Annotated in this window: 23 protein-coding genes; 4 read left to right on the forward strand and 19 right to left on the reverse strand. The window is 64.1% G+C overall.

What is annotated here, in order from left to right; genetic code table 11:
- On the reverse strand, positions 1-496 hold a 496-nt coding region (locus BMI01S_RS25925), incomplete at its 3' end, for a hypothetical protein (protein ID WP_042290975.1).
- A 513-nt stretch (positions 497-1,009) separates the two neighbouring features.
- Between BMI01S_RS25925 and BMI01S_RS42595 the strand changes: the two genes are divergently transcribed.
- On the forward strand, positions 1,010-1,219 hold the full coding sequence (locus tag BMI01S_RS42595) for a hypothetical protein (protein WP_202905085.1): 210 nt from the start codon (positions 1,010-1,012) through the stop codon (positions 1,217-1,219).
- A 264-nt stretch (positions 1,220-1,483) separates the two neighbouring features.
- Here BMI01S_RS42595 and guaA read toward each other — a convergent pair whose 3' ends face one another.
- The 3 genes from guaA to guaB form a co-directional block, all read right to left on the reverse strand.
- On the reverse strand, positions 1,484-3,067 hold the full coding sequence (guaA, locus tag BMI01S_RS25930; RefSeq protein ID WP_028211438.1) for a glutamine-hydrolyzing GMP synthase: 1,584 nt from the start codon (positions 3,065-3,067) through the stop codon (positions 1,484-1,486).
- Between the two features lie 201 nt (positions 3,068-3,268).
- Positions 3,269-3,991 carry a hypothetical protein gene (locus BMI01S_RS25935; RefSeq protein WP_028211437.1) on the reverse strand — a complete coding sequence of 241 codons (723 nt, stop codon included), beginning with the start codon at positions 3,989-3,991 and terminating at the stop codon, positions 3,269-3,271.
- A gap of 6 nt (positions 3,992-3,997) precedes the next feature.
- Positions 3,998-5,458: an IMP dehydrogenase gene (gene guaB, locus BMI01S_RS25940; RefSeq protein WP_028211436.1), complete on the reverse strand. Its 1,461-nt coding sequence runs from the start codon at positions 5,456-5,458 to the stop codon at positions 3,998-4,000.
- A 291-nt stretch (positions 5,459-5,749) separates the two neighbouring features.
- On the opposite strand from guaB, the gene BMI01S_RS25945 reads away from it, so the two are divergent.
- The gene (locus BMI01S_RS25945; RefSeq protein ID WP_081723499.1) at positions 5,750-6,796 is read left to right on the forward strand and encodes a DMT family transporter; all 1,047 of its coding nucleotides are present in this window, start codon (positions 5,750-5,752) and stop codon (positions 6,794-6,796) included.
- A gap of 144 nt (positions 6,797-6,940) precedes the next feature.
- On the opposite strand, the gene BMI01S_RS25950 is transcribed toward BMI01S_RS25945, so the two are convergent.
- The gene (locus BMI01S_RS25950) at positions 6,941-7,273 is read right to left on the reverse strand and encodes an RnfH family protein (RefSeq protein WP_028211435.1); all 333 of its coding nucleotides are present in this window, start codon (positions 7,271-7,273) and stop codon (positions 6,941-6,943) included.
- The gene (locus BMI01S_RS25955) at positions 7,270-7,707 is read right to left on the reverse strand and encodes a type II toxin-antitoxin system RatA family toxin (protein WP_028211434.1); all 438 of its coding nucleotides are present in this window, start codon (positions 7,705-7,707) and stop codon (positions 7,270-7,272) included. Before BMI01S_RS25955 ends, BMI01S_RS25950 begins: the two co-directional genes overlap by 4 nt.
- Before the next feature lie 102 nt (positions 7,708-7,809).
- Here BMI01S_RS25955 and smpB point away from each other — a divergent pair, with 102 nt between their 5' ends.
- Positions 7,810-8,256 (forward strand): SsrA-binding protein SmpB, encoded by a 447-nt coding sequence (gene smpB / locus BMI01S_RS25960; protein WP_028211433.1) that lies wholly within the window; start codon positions 7,810-7,812, stop codon positions 8,254-8,256.
- Between the two features lie 101 nt (positions 8,257-8,357).
- Here smpB and BMI01S_RS25965 read toward each other — a convergent pair whose 3' ends face one another.
- The 3 genes from BMI01S_RS25965 to ppsA all read right to left on the reverse strand — a co-directional run bounded on the left by BMI01S_RS25965 (position 8,358) and on the right by ppsA (position 12,387).
- Positions 8,358-9,317, reverse strand: a complete 960-nt coding sequence (locus BMI01S_RS25965) for an SPFH domain-containing protein (RefSeq protein WP_028231858.1) — start codon at positions 9,315-9,317, stop codon at positions 8,358-8,360.
- 59 nt (positions 9,318-9,376) lie between these two features.
- The gene (locus tag BMI01S_RS25970; RefSeq protein WP_028211431.1) at positions 9,377-9,850 is read right to left on the reverse strand and encodes an NfeD family protein; all 474 of its coding nucleotides are present in this window, start codon (positions 9,848-9,850) and stop codon (positions 9,377-9,379) included.
- A gap of 143 nt (positions 9,851-9,993) precedes the next feature.
- Entirely contained in the window at positions 9,994-12,387 is a 2,394-nt protein-coding gene (gene ppsA / locus BMI01S_RS25975; protein WP_042290977.1) for a phosphoenolpyruvate synthase, read from the reverse strand.
- A 398-nt stretch (positions 12,388-12,785) separates the two neighbouring features.
- On the opposite strand from ppsA, the gene ppsR reads away from it, so the two are divergent.
- Complete coding sequence (gene ppsR / locus BMI01S_RS25980; protein WP_028211429.1) at positions 12,786-13,601, forward strand: posphoenolpyruvate synthetase regulatory kinase/phosphorylase PpsR; 816 nt, start codon at positions 12,786-12,788, stop codon at positions 13,599-13,601.
- 89 nt (positions 13,602-13,690) lie between these two features.
- On the opposite strand, the gene BMI01S_RS25985 is transcribed toward ppsR, so the two are convergent.
- From BMI01S_RS25985 to BMI01S_RS26030, 10 genes are all read right to left on the reverse strand, one after another.
- Positions 13,691-14,476: a TrmH family RNA methyltransferase gene (locus BMI01S_RS25985; protein ID WP_028231859.1), complete on the reverse strand. Its 786-nt coding sequence runs from the start codon at positions 14,474-14,476 to the stop codon at positions 13,691-13,693.
- A 105-nt stretch (positions 14,477-14,581) separates the two neighbouring features.
- On the reverse strand, positions 14,582-15,358 hold the full coding sequence (gene rnhB / locus BMI01S_RS25990) for a ribonuclease HII (RefSeq protein WP_036045841.1): 777 nt from the start codon (positions 15,356-15,358) through the stop codon (positions 14,582-14,584).
- Positions 15,355-16,524, reverse strand: a complete 1,170-nt coding sequence (lpxB, locus tag BMI01S_RS25995; RefSeq protein WP_028231861.1) for a lipid-A-disaccharide synthase — start codon at positions 16,522-16,524, stop codon at positions 15,355-15,357. Before lpxB ends, rnhB begins: the two co-directional genes overlap by 4 nt.
- Positions 16,525-16,527: 3 nt before the next feature.
- On the reverse strand, positions 16,528-17,316 hold the full coding sequence (gene lpxA / locus BMI01S_RS26000) for an acyl-ACP--UDP-N-acetylglucosamine O-acyltransferase (RefSeq protein ID WP_028231862.1): 789 nt from the start codon (positions 17,314-17,316) through the stop codon (positions 16,528-16,530).
- 78 nt (positions 17,317-17,394) lie between these two features.
- On the reverse strand, positions 17,395-17,859 hold the full coding sequence (gene fabZ, locus BMI01S_RS26005; protein WP_028211424.1) for a 3-hydroxyacyl-ACP dehydratase FabZ: 465 nt from the start codon (positions 17,857-17,859) through the stop codon (positions 17,395-17,397).
- A gap of 395 nt (positions 17,860-18,254) precedes the next feature.
- Positions 18,255-19,331: a UDP-3-O-(3-hydroxymyristoyl)glucosamine N-acyltransferase gene (lpxD, locus tag BMI01S_RS26010; protein ID WP_028211423.1), complete on the reverse strand. Its 1,077-nt coding sequence runs from the start codon at positions 19,329-19,331 to the stop codon at positions 18,255-18,257.
- A 36-nt stretch (positions 19,332-19,367) separates the two neighbouring features.
- Positions 19,368-19,913 (reverse strand): OmpH/Skp family outer membrane protein, encoded by a 546-nt coding sequence (locus BMI01S_RS26015; protein WP_028211422.1) that lies wholly within the window; start codon positions 19,911-19,913, stop codon positions 19,368-19,370.
- 61 nt (positions 19,914-19,974) lie between these two features.
- Positions 19,975-22,281: an outer membrane protein assembly factor BamA gene (gene bamA, locus BMI01S_RS26020; RefSeq protein ID WP_028211421.1), complete on the reverse strand. Its 2,307-nt coding sequence runs from the start codon at positions 22,279-22,281 to the stop codon at positions 19,975-19,977.
- A 68-nt stretch (positions 22,282-22,349) separates the two neighbouring features.
- Positions 22,350-23,738 (reverse strand): RIP metalloprotease RseP, encoded by a 1,389-nt coding sequence (gene rseP / locus BMI01S_RS26025; RefSeq protein WP_028211420.1) that lies wholly within the window; start codon positions 23,736-23,738, stop codon positions 22,350-22,352.
- Positions 23,739-23,846: 108 nt separating this feature from the next.
- Complete coding sequence (locus BMI01S_RS26030) at positions 23,847-25,028, reverse strand: 1-deoxy-D-xylulose-5-phosphate reductoisomerase (RefSeq protein ID WP_028211419.1); 1,182 nt, start codon at positions 25,026-25,028, stop codon at positions 23,847-23,849.
- Positions 25,029-25,056: the final 28 nt, after the last annotated feature.

The following is a 25,056-nucleotide window of genomic DNA, read 5'->3' on the forward strand; positions in this document are numbered from 1 at the left end:
CCGGGCCGAGTGTGGTTCCGGAAAACGCATGGGGAAACCTTAAATTGACCAGCTGATAGGCATAGGCCCAAATCATGCCGATCAGGATGTAAAGGGCTATCGCTCCGTCGATCCGGTCAAATGTGACTTTGCCCGGGCCGAACACGATCATCCCGAGGGTTGCACCAATCAGCGCGACCGCCGCGAGAGCGGTTTCGTCACGTATCGCCAGCGTGTAATCCGCCGGAAACAGCCAGCTGGCGCAGCGCACCGTTACGGCAATGAGAGCACCCAGAGCGATCAGAGGGAAGACGCCGGGTCGTTCTTTTGACGTCACGACCCCGGCCGCGAGGATCAACGAGAAAAGCACGTCCTGCACGATACGGCTGACCTGACTACCGGGCTCGCTGAAGAACGGGATACCGAAAAGCGATACAACGAGGAGCGCAAGAAGTGCGGCCATGCTGGCCTTGCGCAGCCGCGTGAGGCAGTCCGCAAGTCGTTGGACGTACGTCATCGTTTCTCCCGTCAGGCAACAACAGCACGGTCAGCCGTGAAGAGTGGATACGAAAGCGGGATTCGCAATCGCATTGCCGGGCGCTCGCTGCTCACCCTCGGCCCACGATGAGTCGCGGTGGAAGTTCGAAGCGCACTGAATCCGTGATGCGATAAAGCGAATATCACACTGCCGGCCGGCAAATGGACGCTTGATGCAGATCAAAAAGGGTGCATCGAGCACCGCTGACGCTCGCCACACGAGCGGGAATCCGGCAGATTGCGGCTTTGAGTCGTGGTGTCGGTGTGCCAGTCAAGGGCCGGTGAGTCGTCGAGCCCTATGACTGCCAGAATGGCAATCACCCTCCGAATGGCTGTTTGCTGATGCGACGACAATAAGCATAATGCAGCAAATCACTAAATACAGGACGAGCGTTCTTTAACATGCTTGGCCCGGAATGGACCAAACCGGAAGGGATGTTAAATTACGGATACTGGTTGTGGCCTATCAGCAGGTATGTCGAGCGGCACGGGAATGAAAACGGAAATTGTCATTGTCCTTTTTAAAGGAGCTGAACAATTTACCGGTGAGTACGGCATCCGTCCACTGCTGAAAGAGCACCCCAAGGAAGTTATGGACGAGTTGATCTTGTGGACTAGCGATGAAAATTTTCATGTCCGAAGGCTTGCCAGCGAAGGGGTTAGAATACGCCTACCGTGGTCACAAAAACTTTTTTTGCATTAGATGAATTTGAACGATACACAATGCACCGGAAAAAGCCAAGTATATAATTGCAGAGTGTGAGAAGACTAAAAAGAGCACGGCGCGAGAATGGATTGTCAAGCATGGCATGAGAAATCAATCATAGAAATTAATTGAAAAACGCCACCCTTATTAATGATCCATACAAACGACAAGAACATGAAAAAAGCCCGCAGAATCGCGGGCTTTTTTGGCTTTACTTCGGGTCGTCGCCAGACCTTGCCAGATCACGCACCAAAATGACACTCACTCCCACTCGATCGTCGCAGGCGGCTTGCCCGAGATGTCATAGACAACGCGATTGATGCCGCGCACTTCGTTGATGATGCGGTTCGACACGTGGCCAAGCAACTCGTGCGGCAGATGCGCCCAGTGCGCCGTCATGAAGTCGAGCGTCTGCACAGCGCGCAGTGCGACGACGTATTCGTACGTCCGGCCATCGCCCATCACGCCCACGCTCTTCACCGGCAGGAACACCGCGAACGCCTGGCTCGTGAGGTCGTACCACGACTTGCCCGTTTCCTTGTCGATCGTGGTGCGCAGCGTCTCGATGAAGATCGCATCCGCGCGGCGCAGCAGGTCCGCGAAATCGCGCTTCACCTCGCCGAGAATGCGCACGCCAAGGCCCGGGCCCGGGAACGGATGGCGATACACCATGTCAGGCGGCAGGCCAAGCTTCACGCCCAGTTCGCGCACTTCGTCCTTGAAGAGTTCGCGCAGCGGTTCGAGCAGCTTGAGGTTCAGCGTTTCCGGCAGGCCGCCGACGTTGTGGTGGCTCTTGATCGTGTGGGCGGCCTTCTTGCCCTTGCCCGCCGACTCGATCACGTCCGGGTAGATCGTGCCTTGCGCGAGCCACTTCGCATCGGTGAGTTTGCCCGCTTCCGCCTGGAACACCTCGACGAACTCGGCGCCGATGATCTTGCGCTTCGCTTCCGGGTCGGTCACGCCCGCGAGCTTCGACATGAACGCCTCGCTGGCGTCGACATGGATCACCTTCACGCCGAGGTTGTCGGCGAACATCGACATCACCTGCTCGGCTTCGTTCAGGCGCAGGAGGCCGTGATCGACGAAGACGCAGGTCAGCTGGTCGCCAATCGCGCGGTGCAGCAGCGCCGCCGCCACCGACGAATCCACGCCGCCCGACAGGCCGAGAATCACGTGCTCGCTGCCCACCTGCTTGCGAATCGATTCGACGGCTTCGTCGATGTAGTGTCCCATCTCCCAATCGGCCCTGGCGCCGCAGATGCCGAGCACGAAGCGCTCGAGCATCGCGCGGCCCTGCACGGTGTGCGTGACTTCCGGGTGCCATTGCAGGCCATAGAAGTGGCGCGCCTCGTCGGCCATTGCCGCGATCGGGCACGATTCCGTCGAGGCCATCAGCTGGAAGCCGGCCGGCATTTCGGTGACCTTGTCGCCATGGCTCATCCAGACCTTGAGCATGCCGTGGCCTTCGCTCGTGCGGAAGTCTTCGATACCTTCGAGGAAGCTCGTGTGGTTGCGCGCGCGCACTTCGGCGTAGCCGAATTCGCGCAGATGGCCGCCGTCGACCTTGCCGCCGAGTTGCTCGGCCATCGTCTGCATGCCGTAGCAAATGCCGAGCACCGGCACGCCCAGCTCGAACACGGCCTGCGGCGCGCGCGGGGTGTCGGTGTCGGTGACCGAGTTCGGACCGCCCGAAAGGATGATGCCCTTCGGCGCGAATTCGCGCACGAAGGCGTCGTCGACGTCATACGGATGGATTTCCGAGTAGACGTGGGCTTCGCGCACGCGACGGGCGATGAGCTGGGTGACTTGCGAGCCGAAGTCGAGAATCAGGATTTTGTCGTGCATGGCTGCGGACGAGACCTAAAAAAGAACGGATACAGAAAGCCGCGCCACATGCGAGAAGCGCGGCATGATTTCATCAGGACCGGGGCACCGCGCTACGGCGGAACCGGGTGGCGCAATTGCGGACGCGATATGCGTGCTGTTTCGGGCGCTGCTTCGGGCGCATTATGTCTGGCGTTTCGGAGGCCGGGTTTGCGCGCGGCATCAGCCACGCAGTGGAGGCCTCGGTGCGTCGGCCGCTTCGTCGCGAGCCGCCAGCCGCGCCTCTTCAGCTTGCGCCGGGCCAGCGGCCGGCGGGGCCACAGTCGACGCTCGTGGCGTTACCGGCGGAACGGCGGCGGGTGTCACGGTCGGGACTTCCACAGCGGATTCGACCGGCGGCGCCGGCCGTTTCGGCTCGTTCGCACCGCCCCACGCCACCGTTCGCAGAAAACCCGGCTTCGCGTACGACACCGGCTGTTCACGAAGTTCGCGCTCATCCTTCGCCGCCTTGCGCCGTTGCGCGGAACTGCCGCTCGTCTGGCCTTTCTGGCGCTGGCGCACCGCGCCCGCGAGCCGGGCGCCGCCGAGTCCGAGGATGATCAGCCACACGCCAACCGCACCGGCCACCAGTTGCCCAAAACCCGAGAGCCGCGGCGCACGCAAGCCTATCAGCCAGACCAGCATGAGCACGCCGGCAATCCAGTTGACGTGTCCCACCGTGCGCCCTACCGGCACCGTCATTTCGCCGTGGAACGCAGCGCGCAGCGCAAGCCACGCGAACCCGAGCAGCACCACGCCAAACGCCTGCCCGACGAGCACCGGCTGCGTCTGCTCGAGTTGCAACGCGTTGTAGACCGCGGTCCAGGGCGTGAGGACAAACAGCACGCCGAACCCCAGCAATGTCAACGCATCGACAATCAGCAGCACGCGCAGCAGCGGCTTCATCGGGGCTTAGTCCACGTGATAGTTGGGCGCTTCCTTGGTGATCTGCACGTCGTGCACGTGCGATTCGTTCAGGCCCGCGCCAGTAATCTGCACAAACTCCGCCTTCGCATGCAGATCGTCGATCGTACGGCAGCCGCAGTAGCCCATTGAAGCACGCACGCCACCGATCAGCTGGAACAGGATTGCATTGATTGGGCCCTTGTAGGCGACGCGGCCTTCGATGCCTTCCGGCACGAGCTTGTCGATATTGGCCGAGTTGTCCTGGAAGTAGCGGTCCGCAGCGCCGTCCTTCATCGCGCCGACCGAGCCCATGCCGCGGTACGACTTGAACTGGCGGCCCTGGTACAGGAACACGTCGCCCGGCGACTCTTCAGTGCCGGCAAACATGCTGCCCATCATCACGGCGTTCGCGCCGGCTGCCAGCGCCTTCGAAACGTCGCCCGAGTAGCGCACGCCGCCGTCGGCGATGCACGGCACGCCCGTGCCCTTGAGCGCATCAGAGACGTTGGCGATCGCACTGATCTGCGGCACGCCCACGCCTGCCACGATACGCGTCGTGCAGATGGAGCCCGGGCCGATACCGACCTTCACGCCGTCGGCGCCGTACTCGACGAGCGCGCGCGCCGCGTCGGCCGTGGCGATGTTGCCGCCGATCACCTCGACGTGGGGGAAGTTGCGCTTGACCCACTTGACGCGCTCGAGCACGCCCTTGCTGTGGCCGTGCGCCGTATCGACCACGATCACGTCCACGCCGGCCTGCACCAGCAGTTCCACGCGCTCTTCATTGTCGGGACCGACGCCGACTGCCGCGCCTGCGCGCAGCTTGCCGTGCTCGTCCTTACAGGCGGCCGGGTGCTCGGTCTGCTTGGTGATGTCCTTGACGGTCATGAGGCCGCGCAGTTCGAACGCATCGTTCACGACCAGCACGCGCTCGAGGCGGTGGCTGTGCATGAGCGCCTTGGCTTCGGTCAGCGGCGTGCCTTCCTTGACGGTGACGAGGCGCTCGCGCGGCGTCATGATCGAGCGCACCGGCTCTTCCAGACGCGTTTCGAAGCGCAGGTCGCGATTCGTGACGATGCCGACGAGCTGCGCGCCCTCCACGACCGGGAACCCCGAAATGCCATGCTGCTGCGAGAGTGCGATGACTTCCGCGACCTTCATTTGCGGCGGAACCGTGATCGGATCGCGCACGACGCCCGACTCGAAGCGCTTCACCTTCGCGACCTCGCGCGCCTGTTCGGCCGGCGTGAGGTTCTTGTGGATGATGCCGACGCCGCCCTGCTGCGCCATGGCGATGGCCAGACGGCCTTCGGTGACGGTGTCCATCGCGGCCGACACGAGCGGAATGTTCAGGGAGATATTGCGGGTCAGCCGGGTCTTCAGGCTGGTGTCGCGCGGGAGAACGTCGGAGAAGGCGGGGACGAGGAGCACGTCATCGAACGTGAGTGCTTTCTGGATCAGACGCATGGCAAATCCTATAGGCGCAAAAGCAGATTATACGCGATAGCGCCCTGGAAATCATCAGTGTGAACAGTAGCTTAGCGTCGTTTTCGGGATTATTTCCATTGCCTGCCCCCACTAACGCACGCCATGCCCAAGCGCCGCACCTCCGACCCGAATATCCGGCCCGGCCGCCGCCTGCGCCCGACGCACGGTGCAGGATCGAACAAGACGGCCGCGCGGGCCGCCGGCTAAGCTTCGCGACATTCCGTTAGACAGGCCCGGTCGGGCCATCCGAAGTTTCTGGAGGCAATGCAAATGCAGCGTGGTGTGTTGTACGGCGTGCTCGCCGGCGCGTTATGGGGAACCGTGTTCGTCGTGCCCCGGCAGCTGGCGGAGTTCTCGCCACTGCTCCTCAGCGCTGGCCGCTATGTCATGTACGGGCTCGTCTCGCTTGCCGCGCTCGTACCCATGCTACGTCGCGTGTGGCCGCGCATCACGCGGGCCGACCTGATCGCGCTCGTGAAACTCGCGCTCGTCGGCAACGTGCTCTATTACCTCTTTCTCGCAAGTGCGATCCATCTGGTGGGCATCTCGCCCGCATCGCTGATCGTCGGCGTACTGCCCGTCACGGTCACGCTGCTCGGGCGCCGCGACCACGGCGCGGTGCCCATTTCACGGCTCGTCTGGCCACTCGCGATGATCGCGGCCGGCATCGTCTGCATCAACGTGGACGTATTCACCGCCGCGAACGCCGGCGGGCCGGCGAGCGCGCTTGCGCGCCTCGCCGGCATCGGCAGTGCCGTCGGCGCGCTCGTGTGCTGGACGTGGTTCGCAGTCGAGAACGCCCGCTATCTGCAGCGCAATGCGCACTTCGGCGGCAACGAATGGTCGGTACTGTGGGGCGTCGTCACGGGCGCGCTCGGCGGCCTGCTTTGGCTCGGCATTCTCATCCTGCCGTCGGGGTGGGTGCAGGAAAGCGTGGCAAGCTCCCGCTGGTCCACCTTCTGGCAGCTCAACCTGGTACTCGCGATCGGTGCGTCGTGGCTCGGCAACGGCCTCTGGAACGCCGCCGCCAAGCGCCTGCCGCTCACGCTCTCGGGTCAAATGATCGTCTTCGAGACACTCTTCGCGCTGCTGTACGGCTTTATTTACGATCACCGGCTGCCGCGCGCGCTGGAAGTCGCGGCGATCGTATTGCTGGTGGCGGGCGTGAGCTGGTCGGTACGCCAGCACTCGGGCGACGCTCAGGAAACCCTGCATGGCGACGGGATCGTGCCGGAAGGCGATCTGCCGGGGACCACCAACGAAACTCGCCGCGAGCGGCGGAACACGGACCTGCGGCGAAGCGGCACTACCGCGTAAACGGACTCGCGCGCGCGCACGAGGGAAGAAGCTCAGAGCCGGCGCGCCCCAGGAAGCCGAATGGGCGGGACAGCGCAAGCCGTCCCGCCCATTACGTTCGTGCGGCATCGGTGTGGCGGCCTCCCGGCAACCCGTTTTGTCGCCCTAGCGTGAATCCTTGGGCAGCCACTTGCGCCCCTCGACCGAACCTTCCCGGCGGCTCTTGTCGACGCGGCGCTGGCGCGCCATCTTCGGATCGACGATCAACGGGCGATAGATCTCCACGCGGTCGTGGTCGGCGAGGACGGTGTCGAGCGGCTTGAGCTTGCCGAAGACGCCCACCTTCAGCCTGTGGGGATCGATTTCGGGATGGCGCGCGAGAATGCCGCTCGCCTCGATGGCCTGCTGGACCGTCGCCCCCGGCGCCAGTTCGATGCTGATGAGCGTTTGCGCATCCGGCAGCGCGTAGCAGACGTCGATGGAAAGATTGGCGCTCATGGCTTGCCGTAGCGCTGGTCGGCGCGCTTCACGAAGGAGTCGACGAAGGTGTTCGCGATGTGATTGAACACCGGCCCGATGAGCTTCTCGAGGATGATGCTCGAGAACTCGTAATGCAGCGCGAACTCGATCTTGCAGGCGTCGGCGCGCAGCGGCGTGAAACGCCAATAGCCCGTGAACTTGCGGAACGGACCGTCGGCGAACTCCATGTCGATCCGTTCGGGCCGCTTTTGCGAGTTGCGCGTGGCGAAGTGCTGCTTGATGCCCTTGAAGTTGATGTCGATCTTCGCCTCCATGCCGGTTTCGTCCTGTCGGCGGATCTCGACGCCGCCGCACCACGGCAGGAAATTGGGGTAGTCGGCGACGTCGGTGACGAGGTCGAACATCTGCTCCGCCGAATGGCGAATCAACACGGTTTTCTGGACATCCGCCATAAATTGCGCAATGCGTGGCAAGGTTGAAAGCGCCGCGGGCTTTCGGGAGCCCGCTTTGCTAAAATCGTAATTTTAAACGAGTTGGGCCGATCCCATTTTCCTATGAGCATCATCGATAACAGAAAAGCGTTCTTCGATTACTTCATCGAAGAACGCCACGAGGCTGGGCTCGTGCTGGAGGGATGGGAAGTGAAGGCGATGCGCGCCGGGCGCGCCAACATCAAGGAGAGCTACGTCATGATCAAGGACGGCGAGCTCTACCTGATCGGCACGCACATCAGCCCACTGCCCGAAGCCTCGACGCACATCCACCCGGACCCCACCCGCATACGGAAGCTGCTGCTGCGCCGCGAGGAAATCGACAAGCTGATCGGCAAGGTCGAGCAGCGCGGATTCACGCTCGTGCCGTTGAATTTTCACTACAAGGGCGGGCGCGTGAAGTGCGAGATCGGACTCGCCAAGGGCAAGAAGTTGCATGACAAGCGCGAAACCGAGAAGAAGCGCGACTGGGAGCGCGAGAAAGCGCGCCTGATGCGCTCGCCGACCTGATCCGGCAATCGTTCGATCGTTGTCGATCGTTGAATAGCAAGCGGGCCGCTCATGCGGCCCGTTTTTGTTTCGTCCCTCGCGGCGCCCTGCCGCTGCGACGCCTAGGCACCCTTCGCCGCACCCGCTCCTCTGATCTGCCCCTCCCGCAAGCCCGCGCGGTTCACGATCGTGAGCGCCGAGGCGATCATCGAGCTGAGGTCGCCCATGTTTCCCGGCACGATCAGTGTGTTGCCCTGCTTCGCGAGGTTGGCGAACGCGTTCACGTACTGCTCGGCGACCTTGAGGTTGACCGCATCGATGCCGCCATGCTCCTGGATCGAAGCGCCGATCTTCTGGATGGCCTGCGCATTCGCTTCGGCCACCGCCAGAATGGCCGCCGCCTGCCCCTGCGCCTGGTTGATCGCGGCCTGCCGCTCGCCTTCCGACTTCTGGATCGCCGCCTCGCGCGCGCCCGACGCCAGATTGATCTGCTCCTGCTTGCGGCCCTCGGAAGCCGCGATCAGCGCACGCTTTTCGCGCTCGGCGGTGATTTGCGCCTGCATGGCGTGAAGAATTTCCTTCGGCGGCGTGAGGTCCTTGATTTCGTAGCGCAGCACCTTCACGCCCCAGTTCGACGCGGCTTCATCGAGCGCCGACACGACGCTGTGATTGATGAAATCGCGCTCCTCGAAGGTCTTGTCGAGTTCGAGCTTGCCGATCACGGAGCGCAGCGTGGTCTGCGAGAGCTGCGTGATCGCGAACACGAAGTTGCTCGACCCGTACGATGCCTTCATCGGGTCGGTGACCTGGAAGTACAGCACGCCGTCTACCTGAAGCTGCGTGTTGTCGCGCGTGATGCAGACCTGGCTCGGCACGTCGAGCGGGATCTCCTTGAGCACGTGCTTGTAGGCCACGCGGTCCACGAACGGCAGCACGATCGTCAGCCCCGGCGTGAGCGTCGCGTGATAGCGCCCGAGCCGCTCGACCACCCAGGCGTGCTGCTGCGGCACGATCTTGATGGTCTGGGCGATCAGCACGACGACGATCACGAGCAGAATCAGGCCGACGACTGGGACTTGCATACGGGACCTCCGTTCGCTTCAGTGTGGTTTATTGGTTGCGTTTTTCTCTACCCCGCCGGTCACGCATGGCGGGCGCCGCCGGGTGCATCGGCTGCATGGCGCTCCCGCTTCGCCGCAACGACGAGACAACTGCCGCGCACCGCCTTGATGACATAGAGCTGAGCGTCTTCGGGCTCGCCGGGCGCGAGTTCGACGTCCCATTCGGCGCCGCGATACATGGCGCGCGCGCGGCCGTTGCGCCAGGCGGCGACGGCGAGCGTCGCGCCGATGTCGAGATTCACGCCCGGATCGGTCGAAGCGTCGTTCATGCGCCGGCGACGGCCAAAGCGCGAGCGCCGCAGCGTGACCACGGCCGCGAGACCCACCACCGCCGCAACGATCAACTGCACGTCGAGCGGCGCGCCGAGTTCATAAGTCAGCGCGCCCGCGAGAAAGCCGAGCGCGATCATCAAGAGGTAGAACGTCCCTGTCATCAGCTCCGCGACGATGAGCACGCCAGCGGCAATCCACCAGAACAAGCCATGCGGACCCACGACGACCTCCCAAAGTAAAACACCCCGGCTAGACCGGGGTGTTATAGCACGAAGCTGACACTTTTTTCCGCAGCGTGCGAAGCCGCAGGGGAATCCACATCAAGCCCAGTATGCACCGGGGGCTCGCGCCCCCGGCGCAGTGCTTACTTCGCCTTCGCCAGCGCCTGCCACGTCTCGACGACCGTATCCGGGTTCAGCGAGATCGACGCAATGCCTTCTTCGGCGAGCCACTGGGCGAAGTCCGGATGATCGGACGGGCCCTGGCCGCAGATACCGACGTACTTGTTGAGGCGGCGGCAGGTTTCGATCGCGCGCTTCAACATGAACTTCACGGCAGGATCGCGCTCGTCGAAGTCGACGGCCAGCAGTTCCATGCCCGAATCCCGGTCGAGGCCCAGCGTGAGCTGCGTGAGGTCGTTCGAGCCGATCGAGAAACCGTCGAAGTACTGCAGGAACTCTTCGGCGAGGATCGCGTTCGACGGCACTTCGCACATCATGATGAGCTTCAGGCCGTTCACACCGCGCTTGAGGCCGTACTTCTCGAGCAGGCCCACCACGCGCTCCGCCTGCTTGAGCGTACGCACGAACGGCACCATGATCTCGACGTTCGCGAGGCCCATCTCTTCACGCACGCGCTTGAGCGCGAGGCACTCCATTTCGAACGCCTGCGCGAAGTCCTCGGCGATATAGCGCGACGCGCCGCGGAAGCCGAGCATCGGGTTTTCCTCGTCCGGCTCGTAGCGCGAACCGCCGATCAGCTTCTTGTACTCGTTCGACTTGAAGTCCGACAGACGCACGATCACGGGCTTCGGATAGAACGCCGCCGCGATCGTGGCGATGCCTTCCGTGAGCTTGTCGACGTAGAACGCGCGCGGCGAAGCGTGACCGCGAGCGACGCTTTCCACGGCCTTCTTCAGATCCGCATCGATGTTCGGGTACTCGAGGATCGCCTTCGGGTGCACACCGATGTTGTTGTTGATGATGAACTCGAGACGCGCGAGGCCAACACCGGCGTTCGGCAGTTGCGAGAAGTCGAACGCGAGCTGCGGGTTGCCGACGTTCATCATGATCTTCACGGGAATCGCCGGCAGCTCGCCACGCTGGACTTCGCTGACTTCGGTTTCCAGCAGACCGTCATAAATGCGGCCTTCGTCGCCTTCGGCGCACGAAACCGTGACGAGCGCGCCGTCCTTCAGCACGTCGGTTGCGTTGCCGCAGCCCACCACGGCCGGCACGCCAAGCTCACGCGCGATGATCGCCGCGTGGCAGGTACGGCCGCCACGGTTCGTGACGATCGCCGAAGCGCGCTTCATCACCGGCTCCCAGTTCGGGTCGGTCATGTCGGCGACCAGCACGTCGCCCGGCTGCACGCGTTCCATTTCCGACGGGTCGTGAATCACCTTCACGCGGCCGGCGCCGATCTTCTGGCCGATTGCGCGGCCCGTGGCGAGCACCTGCGACTGGCCCTTGAGCTTGAAGCGTTGCTCGACCTTGCCCGCGGCCTGGCTCTTCACCGTCTCCGGACGCGCCTGGAGAATGAAGATCTTGCCGTCGAGACCGTCCTTGCCCCACTCGATGTCCATCGGACGCTGGTAGTGCTGCTCGATGATGACGGCGTACTTCGCCAGCTCGATCACGTCTTCGTCGGTGATCGAGAAACGGTTGCGCTGTTCGTGCGAGACGTCGACCGTCTTCACGCGGCCCGGCTCGCCCGGCTGCGTGAACTCCATCTTGATGAGCTTCGAGCCGATCGAGCGGCGGATGATCGGAGCCTTGCCCTGTGCGAGCGTGGTCTTGAAGACATAGAACTCGTCCGGATTCACGGCGCCCTGGACCACGGTTTCACCGAGGCCATAGCTCGACGTGATGAAGACGGCGTCCTTGAAGCCCGATTCGGTATCGAGCGTGAACATCACGCCTGCGGCACCACGGTCCGAGCGGACCATGCGCTGCACGCCAGCCGACAGTGCGACTTCGGCGTGGGTGAAGCCCTTGTGGACGCGATACGAAATGGCGCGGTCGTTGTAGAGCGACGCGAACACGTGCTTCAAGCGATCGAGCACATCTTCGATGCCCACGACGTTCAGGTAGCTTTCCTGCTGACCGGCGAACGAAGCGTCGGGCAGATCTTCCGCCGTTGCCGACGAGCGCACGGCGAACGAGAGTTCAGCCGGCGAGCCTTTCTGCAGCGTCTCGAAGCCGGCGCGGATGTCCGCTTCGAGCTTCGGCTGCAGCGGCGCGTCGACGATCCACTGACGGATTTCCTTGCCCGCTTCGGCCAGCGCCTTGACGTCGTCGACGTCGAGCGTTTCCAGACGAGCGGCGATCCGTTCGGTCAGGTTGTTGTGTTTCAGGAAGTCGCGGAAGGCGAGCGCAGTCGTAGCGAAGCCCGTGGGCACACGCACGCCAGCTTCAGCCAACTGGCTGATCATTTCGCCGAGCGAGGCGTTCTTGCCGCCTACGATCTCGACATCGGTCATCCGCAACTGCTCGAAAGGCACTACATACGCCTGATCCTTGGCAACGGTGTTAGTCATACAAGCCCCTAAGTGTGAAAAAAATTCACGATTGCGCAAGTGGGCTCGAACGCGGTCCACCCATTGGAGGCGGAGTCGCGTCTTGCGCAACCTGTTGGAAAAACAATCGCTCAGGCGCCAGGCGAATTTCCGGGAGCGGAAAAGCACGAAGATGCGCGCGATTGCCGATAGTTAGAAGGAATCGCTGCAAATTGACACCAGAATGCGCCGCGATGGGCGGCTGTTTGGCGCGGTTGCACTGCAATTGCTTATCCAACAGGTTGCCGCTATTCTACCGTGCCGACTCCCGAAATTGTGCCAGTCGGCGAGAATTGCCCCTCGGTCTCGCCGGACGGGGCTTTCCGGGCGCCCAAGCCTGTCCCGAGCGGCCCTGCAGCTCACGTACCCAGCCTCAACCGATGCCGCCTACCGTATTCATCGTCTCCGACGGTACCGGGATCACTGCCGAAACCTTCGCGCATTCGATCCTGTCGCAGTTCGACCAGAAATTCCGCCTCGTGCGCGTGCCCTTCGTCGATTCGACCGACAAAGCTTTCTCGACGGCCGAAAAGATCAATGAAGCCGCCGTGCAGGAAGGCCGCCGCCCGATCGTCTTCACGACGCTCGTGGACAGCAACTCGAACGAGATCGTCAAGCGCGCGAATGCGCTCGTGCTGGACATGTTCCAGACCTTCGTGGAGCCGCTCGAGCAGGAGCTGGAGCTCAAGTCGAGCCACGCCATGGGCCGCGGCCACCAGAACGCCGACACCGACGAATACAAGAACCGTATCGAAGCGATCAACTTCTCGCTCGCGCACGACGACGGGCAGTCCGACCGCAATCTCGCCGACGCCGACGTGATCCTCGTGGGCGTGTCGCGCAGCGGCAAGACCCCGACGAGCCTCTACCTCGCGATGCAGTACGGGGTGAAGGCGGCGAATTACCCGCTGATTCCCGACGATTTCGAGCGCGGCAAGCTGCCGAATTCGTTGCTTGCGCATCGCGCGAAGATTTTCGGTCTGTCGATCGACCCACAGCGCCTCACCGAGATCCGCAACGAGCGGCGCCCGGGCAGCAAGTACGCCGCGCTGGAAAACTGCCGTTACGAAGTGAACGAAGCCGAAGCGATGATGCGCCGCGAAGGCATCAAGTGGCTCTCGTCGACGCACAAGTCCATCGAGGAAATCGCCACGACGATCCTGCAGGAAATTCGCATCGACAAGCCCTCGTATTGAGGGGCGCAGCCGCTAGTCGAAGCGATTGAATATGAAAACGCCCGCGTCTTGTGACGCGGGCGTTTTCGCTTTGATGGTTCAGGCAAGGGTCAGCGGGCGTGCCGCTGCTGCCGGCATTGCTCGAACACGCATACGGCCGCCGCGGCCGCGACGTTGAGCGACTCCATGCCGCCGGGCTGAGGAATCGTCACGCGCAGCGCCGCCGCGTCGCGCCACACCTGCGAAACACCTGCCCCTTCGTTGCCGAACACCCACGCGACCTGGCCAGTGAGATCGGCTTCGTCGAGCGCCTGCGCACCGTGCGAATCCGTGATCACGACCGGCACGCCGAGCATCTCGACGAGCGCATCGGGCTCGACGTTTTCGAACACCTGCAACAGGAAATGCGCACCCATTGCCGAGCGCAGTACCTTCGACGACCACACGTACGCCGTGCCCGGCGTGCAGAACACCTTGTCGATGCCGGCGGCCGCCGCGCTGCGCAGGATCGAGCCGACGTTGCCGGCGTCCTGCAGGCCGTCGAGCACGAGACAGGTCGAGTCGACGCGCGTGGGCAGCTGCATCTCGGGCATATCGACGAGCAGCAGCAGCCCGACTCCGTGGACCACGTTCGAGAGTTGACCGAAGAGCGCATCGGGCAGCGTGATCACGCGGCGTTCGTCCACGCGGGCGACGATGGCCTGCGCTTCGTCATGCGCCATCGCGCCTTCGGTCACCACGCAATATTCGGGCTGCGAGCCGCCGTCGAGCCAGGCACTCGCGAGATGGAAGCCTTCGAGCAGGGCCTGATGGCTGCGCCGCTGTTGATGCGTCGAACCGGCCAGCGCTTTCAGGCGCTTGTAGAGCGGATTGTCGCGCGAGGTAATGGCTTTCACGGGCGGGCCTGGCGTTTCAAGAGAGGATCGGGGAAAAGTAAAACGGCGACGAAGCCACCCTGCGAAGCGGCGCCAGCGCGCCTGAGCGACGCCGCCGGCGGCGACTCAGGGCACCGGCGCGAATGCGTCGCCTTCAGCGAGGTCGGCGGCGCTGACGACCACCGTCGCCACGCCGGGCAGCGCGAGGCCGTGCAGCGCGTACGCGTCGCGCACGGGGGCGAACGAGCACCGGTGATGCTCGCACGGACCATGCACGCGCAGCGCCTCGAGGTGCTGCGGCGTGCCATAGCCCGCATGTGCATCGAAACCGTAATGCGGATGACGCTGGTGAAGTTCGACCAGCATGCGGTCGCGCGTGACCTTCGCGATGATCGAGGCGGCCGAAATGCTCGGCACGAGCGCGTCGCCGCCGACCACCGCCTCGCTGCGCACCGGCATGACCGGGCAGCGATTGCCGTCGATCTTCGCGAGCGTCGGCACGATGGTCAGGCCTTCGACGGCGCGTCGCATCGCCAGCATCGTCGCGTGGAGGATGTTGAGCGTGTCGATCTCCTCGACCGTCGCCGACGCGACGCTCCATGCGAGCGATCGCTCGACAATGCGTTCGTACAGCGTCTCGCGGGCCTGCGCCGTCAGCAGCTTCGAATCGTTGAGTCCGCGGATCGGCCGGGCGGGATCGAGAATGACGGCGGCCGCGACCACGGGTCCGGCGAGCGGCCCGCGCCCCGCTTCATCCACGCCGCAGATGACGTCGTCGGGCGACTCGAACAGCAGGCCGGCCTGCCGCGCAGCCTTGCGACGCGCGGCGAGCTTGAGCGCCGCCGCCGACGGCGATTTCTTCGCAGCCGGCGCCTTCGCGCGTTGGATCGTGCCCTCGCTCATGTCCGCCCCCTGCGGCCCTCGACGATGCGCACGACCACTTCAGCCGCGCGCTCCGAGGTGTTCTGACGCAGGCTCAAATGCATCTGCGTGAACACCTCGGTCAGCGTGCGCCGGTTTGCCTCGTCGTGCAACTGCGTGAGCGTCGCGTCGGCAAGCGCCTCGGGCGTCGCGAAATGCTGCAGGATTTCCGGCACGACAAAGCGGCCCGCCAGGATATTCGGCAGGCCCACATAAGGCAGATAGGCCTGGCGGCGCATGATCTGCCCCGTGAGCCAGGGCACCTTGTAGGAGATGACCATCGGCTTCTTGAGCAGCGCCGCTTCGAGCGTGACGGTGCCGCTCTTCACGAGGATCGCGTCGGCGGCCGTCATGGCGAGCTGCGACTGCCCGTCGATGATCGTGAGGGCGAGACCCTCGTGCGCGTTCGCGAGTTCCTGCAACTGTGCATGGATTGCGGGCGTCGCCGCCGGCATCACGAAGCGCAGCGCCGGCTCGCGTCGCTGCATGATCTGCATCGCATCGAAGAAGGTCGGTCCGATCAGGTTGATTTCCGAACGGCGGCTGCCCGGCAGTACCGCGATCACCGGACCGCTTTCCGGCAGGCCGAGCGCGCGTCGCGCGCCGGTCATGTCCGGTTCGAGCGGAATGTCGTCGGCGAGCGGATGGCCCACATAGGATGCGGCCACGCCTGCCTTTTCGAGAATCGCCGTTTCGAACGGAAAGACGCACAGCATGTGATCCACGGCCTTCTGGATCTTCTTGATACGACCGCCCCGCCACGCCCAGATCGACGGGCAAACGAAGTGGATGCTCGGAATGCCCGCATCGCGCAGGGCGTGCTCGAGACCGAAGTTGAAGTCCGGCGCGTCCACGCCGATGAAGGCGTCGGGCGGGTCGGCCAGCAGCTGGTGCTTGAGCTCGTTGCGGATGCGCAGAATGTCGGGAATGTGCCTGAGCGCCTCGACATAGCCGCGCACGGAAAGCTTTTCCATCGGCCAGTGCGCATCGAAGCCGGCGGCCGTCATGCGCGGGCCGCCGATTCCATAGTACTGCGTAGTATCGGGCAGGCGAGCCTTGAGACCGGCGAGCAGCGAGGCCGCAAGCAGGTCGCCGGACGGTTCGCCGGCGACCATCGCGAGGCGCAGCGGACGCGTTTGCAGCGCCATCGGTCAGCGAATGATGCCGCGTTGCGACTGCTCGACGAAGTCGAGCAGCGCTTGCACGTGCGTGTCGCCCTCGCCACCCGCCTGCGCGAGTTCGGCGAGCTGCGCCTTCGCCTCTTCCAGCGAGAGCCCGTTCTTGTAGAGCGTGCGGTACGCCGAGCGCAGCGCCGAAATCGCGTCGGGCGTGAAGCCGCGGCGACGCAGACCTTCCACGTTGATGCCGTGCGGCACCGCCTTGTTGCCGGCCGCGATGACGAACGGCGGCACGTCCTGCACGAGCGCCGAGGCGCCGCCCACCATCGAGTGCGCGCCGATGCGCACGAACTGGTGCACGCCGGTCATGCCGCCGACGATCGCGTAGTCGTCCACGATCACGTGGCCGGCGAGCTGCGCATTGCTCGACATGATGATGTTGCTGCCCAGTCGACAGTCGTGACCCACATGTACGTAGGCCATGATCCAGCAATCGTCGCCGATGACCGTGACGCCGGTGTCCTGCACCGTGCCCGTATGCAGCGTGGTGAACTCGCGGATGGTGTTACGGTTGCCGATCACTAGCTTCGTGGGCTCGCCCTTGTACTTCATGTCCTGCGGACGGCCGCCGATCGACGCGTAGTGGCCGATGGTATTGTCTTCGCCAATCGTCGTGTGGCCTTCCAGCACGCTGTGCGAACCGACCTTCGTGCGCGCGCCGATGGTGACGTTAGCACCCACGACCGCGAACGGTCCGATTTCGACCGATTCGTCGATCTGCGCGCCTTGTTCGATGACCGCAGTGGAGTGGATCCTGCTCATTCGTCCTCGCTTTCCGATTCTGTTTCCGTGCCGGGGCGCCCCTGGGTCAGGGCGCGCCGCGGCATACGGCTGCGGGTCTTACTGCGCCGCGTCCATTTTCTTCACGGTGCACATGAGTTCGGCCTCGCAGGCGACGACGCCATCCACTTCGGCCTTCGCCTTGAACTTCCAGATGCCGCGCATGTAGCGCTCGAACGTCGCGTTGAGGATGAGCTGATCGCCCGGCTCGACCACACGCTTGAAGCGCGCACCGTCGATGCCGACGAAGTAGTACAGCGTGTTCTCGAAATCCTGCTCTTCCTCGGAGAAGGTGAGCAGCGCGGCGGTCTGCGCGAGCGCCTCGAGAATCATCACGCCCGGCATGACAGGACGCTGCGGGAAGTGGCCGGTGAAGAAAGGTTCGTTGACCGTCACGTTCTTCAACGCCTTGATGCTCTTGTGCGGCTCCAGCTCGATAACCCGGTCCACCATCAGGAACGGGTAGCGGTGCGGCAGCAGCGTGAGAATCTTGTGGATGTCGAAGTTGAGTTTTTCGATGTTCATGGTGGTTCTGCTCACGCAGGAATTGCGCGTGTGACTTTTCGATTTCGATTTTCAAGGCGCCCGGCGCGTCCCGCCCGGCCCATATGGGCCAGCCCCGATGGGCCAGCCCCAATGGGCCAGCCCTTAGGGTCCAAACAGGCACGCGCTGACGCGAAGTATGCGCCACGCCCGGTCTCCCGTGCATGAGGAATGCCCCAGGCGGGGAGCCCCAGGCGGGCAGCCCCAGGCGGGTAGCCCCAGGCGGGTGGTAGCTCCGGGGCGTTGTGGCCCCGGACAGCTGGCCCGTTACCCGAAGCGGCCGCAAAAACTGACGCCGCCCCGTGCGGCCGCCGTTGCACGGCGCTCCGGCGGCGTGCCGCTTGCGCGATACGCCGCCCGTTACCCGAATTGCTTTCTTATTCGCTGCCCTGCGGTTTCTGGGCGACGGCCGCCTCGAGCGCCTTGATGCGCTCGCGGAGCTTGTCGATGTTCCGCAGGATCGCAGCGCTCTTGTTCCACTCGGCATGATCGACTGCCGGAAAAGCGCTCGTGTAGATGCCCGCCTTCGGCAGCGACTTCGAGACACCCGACTTCGCCGTGACGATCACGTAGTCGCCCAGCGTGACATGCCCCGCAATGCCAACGGCGCCGCCGATCATGCAGTGGCGGCCGATCGTCGTACTGCCAGCGATGCCGGCGCAGCCCGCAATGACCGTATAGGCGCCGATCTTGCAGTTGTGGCCGATCTGCACGAGGTTATCGATCTTCACGCACGTTTCGATGATCGTGTCGGCCATCGCGCCACGGTCGATCGTCGTGTTCGCACCGATCTCGACATCCGGCCCGATGGACACGCCGCCCACCTGCGGAATCTTGACCCAGCTACCCGTGCGCGCCTCGCCCTCGCCCGTGAAATCGGGGGCAAACCCGAAACCGTCCGAGCCGATCACGGCGCCGGCATGCACGATGGCGCGTGCGCCAAGTTTGCAACCGTGATAGACGGTCACGCCCGGGTACAGATGCGAGCCCTCGCCTACGTGGGTGCCGCGGCCGATGAAAACGTTCGCGTCGAGCCGGACATTCTCGCCGATCACGGCGCCAGCCTCCACCGTGACGTTGGGGCCGATCACCGCGCTCGCGGCAACCTGCGCCTTCGCGTCGACATGCGCGCTGGCGTGTACGCCGGGCCGCGCCTTCGGCGCCGCAAGGTCGATGAACGCCTGCGCGACACGCGCGAAGTAAGCATACGGATTGGGTGTGACGATGAAGTTGCGACCCTCGCGCGACGCGAGCTTTTCGAGGTCGCCCGGGCTGATGAGCACCGCGCCCGCGCGGGTCGTCTCGACCTGCGCGAGATACTTCGGATTGGCGAGGAACGCGAGCTGTTGCGGACCAGCCTGGTCGAGGGGCGCGAGCGACGAGACGCGTTGCGTCGCATCGCCCACCACCTCGCCGCCGAACCGCCCGACGATGTCCTCAAGCGTAAATGCCATGCGCGTGCTGCTCCTGCCTTGGTTGCTTTAGTTGCGTCAGTTGCTGCTACTGCCGGCGCTGTTCGCGGCAAGCGCCTTCAGCACCTGGTCGGTGATGTCGATGCGCGGGCTCACATAGACCGCTTCCTGCACGATCAGGTCGTAGTGCTGCTGTTCGGCGATCTGCTTGATCACCTTGTTCGCGCGGTCGAGCACCGCCGCGAGTTCCTCGTTGCGGCGCTGGTTCAGATCTTCGCGGAATTCACGCTGCTTGCGCTGGAAGTCGCTGTCGAGCGCCGAAAGATCGCGTTGCTTCTGCGCGCGATCGGTCGGCGACATCGACGGGCCGTTCTTGTCGAGCGAGTCGGACATCGCCTTCAGGCGCTGCGCCATGTCCTGCAGATCCTTGTCGCGTTTGGCGAACTCGGCCTCGAGCTTGGTCTGTGCGGCCTTCGCCGGAACCGACTCGCGCAGAATGCGATCCGAGTTCACCGCCGCGATCCTGGCTTCCTGCGCCTGCGCGAGTCCCGTCCCGGTAGCGACGAGCGCCAGCGAAACCGTTATCGCCCCGATCGCCCGTCTGGAAAACATACCCGTTAGCAAAGTCATCCTCTCGTTTCCTGGATTCCGGCGCCGCGCTTCGCGGCGCCGGGCTGAACATACGTCAGAACGCCGTCCCGATCTGGAACTGGAACTTCTGGTACTGGTCGCCCGTATGCTTGGTGATCGGGAAGCCCAGGCTCAGCTTGAGCGGGCCGATCGGCGAGATCCAGGCGAGACCGAAACCGTAGCTGTAACGCAGGCCGTTGGCGCCGATACTGTTGCCTTCCGTGCCCCAGACGTTACCACCGTCGACGAAGGTAAATACGCGCAGCGTCCGGTCATAGCCCGTGCCCGGCAGCGGGAACGTCACCTCGATGTTGCCGACCAGCATCTTCGAACCGCCGATCGGGTCGTTCGTCGTCTTGTCGCGCGGACCCAGCGAGCTCGGCTGATAGCCGCGCACCGAACCGATACCACCCGCGTAGTAGTTCTTGAAGATCGGGTACGGTTTGCCGCCGAGGCCGTTACCGTAGCCGCCCTGGAAATTCATGCCCAGCACGAAGCCGCGCGCGAACGAATAGTAGTACTGGGCCTGGATGTCGGCCTTGTAGTACTGTGTGCCGCCGACCGGCGTGCCGTACTCGGCGTTAGCTTGCGTGAAGTAGCCCTTGCTCGGCACGAGCGCGCTGTCACGCGCGTCGCGCGACCAGCCCACCGTGAGCGGGACGTTGTTCGACACGCGGCCGAACTCGTTCACGTAGTCCTTGTAGCTCTGCGGCGTGTTCGCGTCGACGTCGAGCGTATCCTGCTCGAAGCCCGCGCCGAAATAGACCGTGTCGACTTCCGAGAACGGAATGCCGAATTTGAGGTCGCCGCCCATCGTGATGATGCGGAAGCTCGAATCCGTGGAGTAGTACAACGGCTGGTACGTGCGGTAGTAGACGTCGGTGATGCGCTTGATGCCGTCCACCGTGAAGTACGGGTCGACCTGCGTGAGGGCCAGCGTGCGGTACGTCTTCGCGGTGTTCACGTTCAGCGACAGCGACGTGCCCGAACCGAACACGTTGTCCTGCGAGACGCCCGCCGACAGCACCACCTTGTCCGTGGACGAGAAACCCGCACCGAGCGTGATCGCGCCGGTTGGCTTTTCGGCGACCTTGACGTTCACGTCCACCTGGTCGGCCGTGCCTTCCACGGGCACCGTGGTCACGTCGACGTCCGTGAAGTAGCCGAGACGGTTGATACGGTCCTTCGAGAGCGCGAGACGGTTCGAATCGAACCACGAGCTTTCGAGCTGGCGCATTTCGCGGCGCACGACTTCGTCGCGCGTGCGCGTGTTGCCCACCACGTTGATGCGGCGCACGTACACGCGGCGGCTCGGGTCGACCTGCAGCGTGAGGTCGACCGTGTGATTCTGCTGGTCGATCTGCGGCAGCGCGTTGACGGTCGCGAACGCGTAGCCGTACTCACCGAGCTTGTCGACGATGGCCTTGGTGGTGGCCTGCAGCTTCTCGGCCGAGAAGGTGTCGCCCGGCTTGATCTTGATGAGCTTCCTGAGCTCGGCCTCGCGGTCGAGCAGGTTGCCCGCGAGATGCACGCCCGACACCTTGTACGGCTCACCTTCGTGAATGCCGATGGTGAGGTACATGTCCTTCTTGTCGGGCGAGATCGAGACCTGCGTCGAGTCGATGTTGAACTCGAGGTAGCCGTGGTTCAGGTAGTACGAGCGCACGTTCTCGAGGTCGCCCGTGAGCTTTTCCTTCGAGTAAAGGTCGTTCTTCGTGTACCAGGAGAACCAGTTCGGCGTGGACAGCTGCATCTCGGCGAGCAGCGTGCCGGAGCTGTAGGTCTTGTTGCCGATGAAGTTGATCTGGCGGATCTTCGCGCTCGGGCCTTCGACGACCGAGAACAGCAGGCCGACACGGTTGCGGTCGATCGGCGTGACCGTGGTGGTGACCTCGGCGGCGTAAAAGCCGCGCGTGAGGTACTGCCGCTTGAGCTCCTGCTCGGCCTTGTCGACGAGCGCCTTGTCGTAATAGCGGCCTTGCGAGAGGCCGACTGCACGCAGCGCCTTCGTGAGGTTGTCCTTGTCGAATTCCTTGATGCCCGCGAAGTCGATCGTGCCGATCGCCGGGCGCTCCTGGACCTGCACGACCACCACGCCGCCTTCGGTGGCGATCTTCACGTCGTTGAAGAAGCCCGTCGCATAGAGTGCGCGGATGGCCTCGGACGCCTTGTCGTCGGTGAACGTATCGCCCTGCTTGATCGGCAGATAGGCGAACACGGTGCCCGGCTCGACGCGTTGCAGCCCTTCGATGCGGATGTCCTGAACCACGAAAGGCGTCGTTGCTGCGTGGGCAACGAGTCCATGCGCGGCAATCGCCGCGGCCGCAACCGTTTTTGGAACCAAGCGATGAGGTCTAAACAACGTGCTTCCCCAATTATGTATAGCTGCATCAGGTCAGGCGGCCCGCCCTCGGACGCCGCCAGACATCTTTAGAAATGGATTAACCGAGCCAGATCGTTGAACAACGCGATCGCCGACAGCGCGACGATGCAGGCAAGCCCCGCTCGCTGCAGCACCAGCTGCCAGCGATCCGATACGGCTTTGCCCGTTACGGCTTCAACCAGATAATATAACAGATGCCCCCCGTCCAATACCGGAATTGGGAGCAGATTCAATACACCGAGGCTGATGCTCACAAGGGCGAGGAACGATAAAAACGCGGCAGGGCCGAGTCTTGCGCTCTTGCCGGCGTAGTCGGCAATCGTCACCGGCCCGGACAGATTCTTCAGCGAAGCTTCGCCGGTCACCATGCGGCCGAACATCCGCAGCGAATAGACGGCGATGTCCCACGTGCGATACGCACCGAGGCGCACGCTCTCCAGCGGCCCGTAGCGAACGTCCACCGAAGGCGCCTGCGCCGAGAGCGCCGCGCCGATGCGCCCCACTTCGTCGCCGGTTTGCGCATCGCGCTGAAGCGTTGGCGTGACCGTCAGCATGAGCGTTTGCTGCGTGTGCCGGGCGCCGTCATCGCGCGTCACCGTGAGCAGCACCGGCTTGCCCGCATGCGCCTTGACGTAGGCGATGAATGTGGTTGCGCTGTCCACGGGACGGCCGTCGATGGCGCGCAGCTGATCGCCCGCTTGCAGCCCGGCATGTTGCGCCGCACTACCCGCCTCCACGGCAGCCACTTTCAGCGTGCTGCCCCCCGCTTCGAGGCCGAGCTTCGTCATGAAGTCGTCGTCGAGATCCTTGCCCGTGAGCTGCGAGAGGTCGAGCGGAAAATCATAAGTGCCCGCGCCGTCACGCGCGGAAAGCACGACGCGACCCTGGTCGAATGCCGAAGCGAGCAGCTTCCAGCGCAGGTCCGACCACGAACGTACGCGCTCGGTGTCGCTGCCGTTTGCATCGCTCACCGAAAGAATCGTCTCGCCACCCTGAAAACCCGCACGCGCCGCCGCCGATTGCGCGGGCGGCGCCGCGACGATGGCCGACTGCTCCGTCACGCCGCTCGCGTACACCACCGCGAACAGCGCAACGGCCAGCACGAAATTGGCGATCGGCCCGGCCGCAACGATCGCAATGCGCTTGCCGACCGACTGGCGGTTGAACGCGTGCGGCAAATCGCCCGCCGGAATCTTTTCGTCCGACTCGCGCTCGTCGAGCATCTTCACGTAGCCGCCGAGCGGCAGCGCCGAGATGGTCCACTCGGTACCGCTCTTCTTGTTGACCCACCGGACAAGCGGTCTGCCAAAACCGATCGAGAAGCGCAGGACCTTCACGCCGCACAAACGCGCGACGCTGTAGTGCCCGTACTCGTGGACGACCACGAGCACGCCGATCGCCACAACGAACGCGATGAGTTCAGTAAGCAGGTTCATGAGCGCCTCCCTGGCTGGAAGCAGCGCACCGGTGCGGGAGCGGCCCCGAGGTCAGGCTCGCGTGCCCGTGGTCCTCCGGGAACCGTTCGCGAGCCCCTCGGCGACCTGTCAGGCCGGCACCGGCAGGCTGTCGATGATGGTGTGAGCCGCACGGCGGGCAGCCGCGTCGGCTTCGAGCACGACTTCGAGACTCGAGGCGCTGCGGTTCTCGAGCGCGCTCAGTACGGCGTCCACCGTCTGTGCGATGGCCATGAAGCCGATGCGCCGATTCAAGAATGCTTCCACTGCGACCTCGTTCGCCGCGTTGAGCGCCGCGCTCGCGACGCCACCGGCGGCCAGCGCCTGCATCGCGAGCGCGAGGCACGGAAAGCGCGCGTAATCGGGTTTTTCGAACGTGAGCGTCGCGATCTGCGCCAGATCGAGCTGAGCGACTCCGGAGTCGACCCGCTCGGGGTAAGCCAGCGCGTGGGCGATCGGCGTGCGCATGTCGGGGTTGCCTAGTTGCGCGAGCACCGAACCGTCGGCGTACGAGACCATCGAGTGGATCACGCTTTGCGGATGGATCAGCACGTCGATGCGCTCGCCCGGCAGGTCGAACAGGTAGTGCGCCTCGATCACTTCGAGGCCCTTGTTCATCATCGTGGCCGAGTCGACCGAGATCTTGCGGCCCATCGACCAGTTCGGGTGCTTGCAGGCCTCGTCCGGCGTCACGTTCACGAGCGTCGAGGGCTCGCGCGTGCGGAACGGGCCGCCCGAGGCCGTGAGGATGATTTTGGTCACGCCACCATGTTGCGTGCCCTCGCGGGGAAAGCACTGGAATACGGCGTTGTGCTCGCTATCGAGCGGCAGCAGCACCGCGCCGCTGTCGCGCACCGTATCCATGAAGATGTCGCCCGACATCACGAGCGCTTCCTTGTTGGCGAGCAGGATCTGCTTGCCGGCCTTCGCTGCCGCCAGCGTGGGCGCGAGACCCGCCGCGCCGACGATCGCCGCGACCACGGTGTCGCAGCCATCGCTCTTCGAGACTTCCACAAGGGCTTGCGGCCCGTAGGTCACGATCGTCTTCGAGCCGGCTTCGCGCAGCTTGCGCTCGACCTGCCCGGCGGTGGCGGCGTCACCGACCACGGCCACTTCGGGCGCGAAGCGCAGGCATTGCTCGACGAGCTTGTCGCCGTTGCGATGCGCAGTGAGCGCGTAGACCGAGAAGCGTTGCGGATGCCGCGCGACGACGTCGAGCGTGCTGTCGCCAATCGAGCCCGTGGAACCGAGCAGAGTGAGTCGTTTTTGCATATTGAAATCTCTAACCGAGCGTCTCTAA

It is taken from the genome of Paraburkholderia mimosarum LMG 23256 = NBRC 106338 (assembly GCF_000739815.1).
Taxonomy (GTDB): domain Bacteria; phylum Pseudomonadota; class Gammaproteobacteria; order Burkholderiales; family Burkholderiaceae; genus Paraburkholderia; species Paraburkholderia mimosarum.

Bases quoted from the DNA above. Each gene is read 5' to 3' on its own strand.
- BMI01S_RS42595 (WP_202905085.1), top strand. From the start codon at position 1,010: ATGAAAACGGAAATTGTCATTGTCCTTTTTAAAGGAGCTGAACAATTT.
- guaA (WP_028211438.1), bottom strand. From the start codon at position 3,067: ATGCACGACAAAATCCTGATTCTCGACTTCGGCTCGCAAGTCACCCAG.
- BMI01S_RS25935 (WP_028211437.1), bottom strand. From the start codon at position 3,991: ATGAAGCCGCTGCTGCGCGTGCTGCTGATTGTCGATGCGTTGACATTG.
- guaB (WP_028211436.1), bottom strand. From the start codon at position 5,458: ATGCGTCTGATCCAGAAAGCACTCACGTTCGATGACGTGCTCCTCGTC.
- BMI01S_RS25945 (WP_081723499.1), top strand. From the start codon at position 5,750: ATGCAGCGTGGTGTGTTGTACGGCGTGCTCGCCGGCGCGTTATGGGGA.
- BMI01S_RS25950 (WP_028211435.1), bottom strand. From the start codon at position 7,273: ATGAGCGCCAATCTTTCCATCGACGTCTGCTACGCGCTGCCGGATGCG.
- BMI01S_RS25955 (WP_028211434.1), bottom strand. From the start codon at position 7,707: ATGGCGGATGTCCAGAAAACCGTGTTGATTCGCCATTCGGCGGAGCAG.
- smpB (WP_028211433.1), top strand. From the start codon at position 7,810: ATGAGCATCATCGATAACAGAAAAGCGTTCTTCGATTACTTCATCGAA.
- BMI01S_RS25965 (WP_028231858.1), bottom strand. From the start codon at position 9,317: ATGCAAGTCCCAGTCGTCGGCCTGATTCTGCTCGTGATCGTCGTCGTG.
- ppsA (WP_042290977.1), bottom strand. From the start codon at position 12,387: ATGACTAACACCGTTGCCAAGGATCAGGCGTATGTAGTGCCTTTCGAG.
- ppsR (WP_028211429.1), top strand. From the start codon at position 12,786: ATGCCGCCTACCGTATTCATCGTCTCCGACGGTACCGGGATCACTGCC.
- rnhB (WP_036045841.1), bottom strand. From the start codon at position 15,358: ATGAGCGAGGGCACGATCCAACGCGCGAAGGCGCCGGCTGCGAAGAAA.
- lpxB (WP_028231861.1), bottom strand. From the start codon at position 16,524: ATGGCGCTGCAAACGCGTCCGCTGCGCCTCGCGATGGTCGCCGGCGAA.
- lpxA (WP_028231862.1), bottom strand. From the start codon at position 17,316: ATGAGCAGGATCCACTCCACTGCGGTCATCGAACAAGGCGCGCAGATC.
- fabZ (WP_028211424.1), bottom strand. From the start codon at position 17,859: ATGAACATCGAAAAACTCAACTTCGACATCCACAAGATTCTCACGCTG.
- lpxD (WP_028211423.1), bottom strand. From the start codon at position 19,331: ATGGCATTTACGCTTGAGGACATCGTCGGGCGGTTCGGCGGCGAGGTG.
- rseP (WP_028211420.1), bottom strand. From the start codon at position 23,738: ATGAACCTGCTTACTGAACTCATCGCGTTCGTTGTGGCGATCGGCGTG.
- BMI01S_RS26030 (WP_028211419.1), bottom strand. From the start codon at position 25,028: ATGCAAAAACGACTCACTCTGCTCGGTTCCACGGGCTCGATTGGCGAC.